This is a genomic window from Pseudactinotalea sp. (assembly GCF_048594945.1).
Lineage (GTDB): Bacteria > Actinomycetota > Actinomycetes > Actinomycetales > Beutenbergiaceae > Pseudactinotalea.
The window spans coordinates 1-2,238 of record NZ_JBMDXJ010000363.1; the positions used below are offsets into that span (position 1 = coordinate 1).

A 2,238-nucleotide genomic window follows, 5' to 3' on the forward strand; every position below is an offset into this window, starting at 1 on the left:
GCAGCAGCGCGCCGGCCGCAGCCAGCGCACCTACGTGTGTCCACTTCCGTGTCGACATCCGATCTCCTCCCTTGGTGACGGAACGCTCGAAAGCGCTTTCAATACAGTAGGCGATGCGCACTCCAGCCCGCAAGGGCAGAAGGGCGATCGCCCGGTGTTGCCGGATCACGATCTGGCATCGATTCGGGTATTGCACCCGTACTCTCGTGGCGATTCCTGAGGCTGGCGGGCGGCGCTGCGACTGGAAGCGCTTCCGCCGCTATACGATCGGCCGCGGACATGGATGGGAGGTTCCGATGACACGCCGCAGCGCAGTACGACTGATCGACGTCGCCGAGCATGCCGGCGTCTCGCTGGCCACCGCGTCGCGAGTGCTCAGCTCCTCCGGCACCTACCGAGGGCGCGGCGATGCGAACGAACGCGTGCTGGCCGCCGCAGCGGAGCTGGGATACGAGCCCAACCTTCACGCGCGCGCTCTGGCGGGCTCGCAGTCCTCGACGATCGCCCTGGTGGTCCACGACATCCGCGACGCCTACTTCGCCCTGATCGCCGGTGCCGTGGTGAGCGCGGCGGAGCAGCACGGCATGCTCGTGACGATCGTCTCGACCTACCGCGACCCCCAGCAGGAGGCGCGCTACCTCGCGCTGCTCCGTGCACAGCGACCCCGCGCGATCATCCTCGCGGGCAGCGGCTTCACGAATCGCTCGGCCGCAGACCCGATCCGTGACGAGCTGCGTCGCTACGAGGAGACGGGCGGCGTGGTGGTCACGCTGGGACGACAGGACGTCGGCCACTCGATCATCGTCGGCAACGAGGCCGGTGCACGAGCGCTGGCGCACTGCCTGGTCGATCTCGGGCACCGCGACTTCGCGGTCGTCACCGGCCCCGCCAAGCTCACCACCGTGCGGGACCGCCTGAAGGGATTCCGAAGCGGCCTCGCGGACCGTGACATCGACCTCCCCCCGCACGCAGTGGTGCACGGCGCCGCCACCCGGGAGAACGGCGGCACCGTGGCAGCCCAGCTCGCGGAGGCCGGGCACCGACCGACGTGCGTGTTCGGTTCGTTCGACGTGGTCGCTGTCGGGCGGGTGGCCGGGTTCCAGCGTCTCGGGATTGCCGTGCCCCACGACATCTCGGTGGCCGGGTTCGGTGACGTGCCCGTGGCCTCCGACATCACCCCGGCGCTCACCACGGTGCGGCTGCCGCTCGAGCAGGTCGGTCAGCAGGCTGTTGATCTCGCCCTCTCGCCCGACCCGCCCGTGCGACGCTCGGTCGCCTTCGAGGGCGTCGTGATGCTGCGTGACAGCACCGCGGCCCCGCACGCCTGAGCCCATCAGAACGCGATCACGCTCGGGAACCGGTCGGCGATCTGACCGATCACGCGGTCCGGGTCTCTCGACCAGACGTCCTCGTTGAAGATCTCCACCTCGATCGGACCGCGGTAGCCGAGAGCATCGACCCTGCGGGTGAGCCCGGCGAGGTCGATCACGCCGTCGCCCGGGACCCCACGCCCGAACACCGGGTGCGGCTGGGGCACGAGCCAGTCACAGATCTGGTAGCTGATCACACGGTCGCCCGCACGCTCGAGCGAAGCCGCCAGCTGCGGGTCCCACCACACGTTGTAGGAGTCGACGGCGATACCGACGGCGGGTGAACCCACCGTCTCGACCATGTCGAGCGCCTGGGCGATCGAGACCACCACGCAGCGGTCCGCCGTCATCATCGGGTGCAGCGGTTCGAGCGCGAGGCGGACGCCGGCCTGCTCGGCCTCGTCCGCCATCGCGGCCAGCCCCTCGAGCGCGCGGGCCCGGGCGCCTGCGAGATCGTTGTCCTCGCCCATGCCACCGCACACCACGTAGAGACACTCGGCTCCCACGCCACGGGCGATCTCGATCGCGCGGCGGTTCTCGTCCGAGACCTGGCCGGGCGCCGACTGCGTCGTGAAGAAGCCGGCGCGGCACACGCTCGAGACCTGCAGATCGTGAGCACGCAGCATCGCCGCGCTGCGCTCGAGCCCGAGCTCCTCGACCTTGTCCAGCCAGACACCGATGCCGCCGATCCCGTGCCGCGCCAACCCTTCCGCCGTCTCGGTCAGCGACCAGTCCCGGACGGTGATCTGGTTGATGCTCAACCGTCGCATGTCCGGTGCTGTCGCCATCAGAGCGTCAGCTCTGGGATGTCGACCCACCGGCGCTCGTCGACGGACTGCTGCGCCGCCTCGGCGAGCTGCACGCCCCT

3 protein-coding genes are annotated in these 2,238 nt (G+C 69.9%); 2 read left to right on the forward strand and 1 reads right to left on the reverse strand.

Annotated features, from left to right (window positions below):
- The coding region (locus ACOJSN_RS16550; RefSeq protein WP_420113592.1) for a hypothetical protein at positions 1–220 on the forward strand (220 nt) is incomplete at its 5' end.
- A 76-nt stretch (positions 221–296) separates the two neighbouring features.
- Complete coding sequence (locus ACOJSN_RS16555; RefSeq protein WP_420113593.1) at positions 297–1,328, forward strand: LacI family DNA-binding transcriptional regulator; 1,032 nt, start codon at positions 297–299, stop codon at positions 1,326–1,328.
- 5 nt (positions 1,329–1,333) lie between these two features.
- Here the strand turns inward: ACOJSN_RS16555 and ACOJSN_RS16560 are convergent, their stop codons facing one another.
- Positions 1,334–2,158 (reverse strand): sugar phosphate isomerase/epimerase family protein, encoded by an 825-nt coding sequence (locus tag ACOJSN_RS16560; RefSeq protein ID WP_420113594.1) that lies wholly within the window; start codon positions 2,156–2,158, stop codon positions 1,334–1,336.
- Positions 2,159–2,238 lie beyond the last annotated feature (80 nt).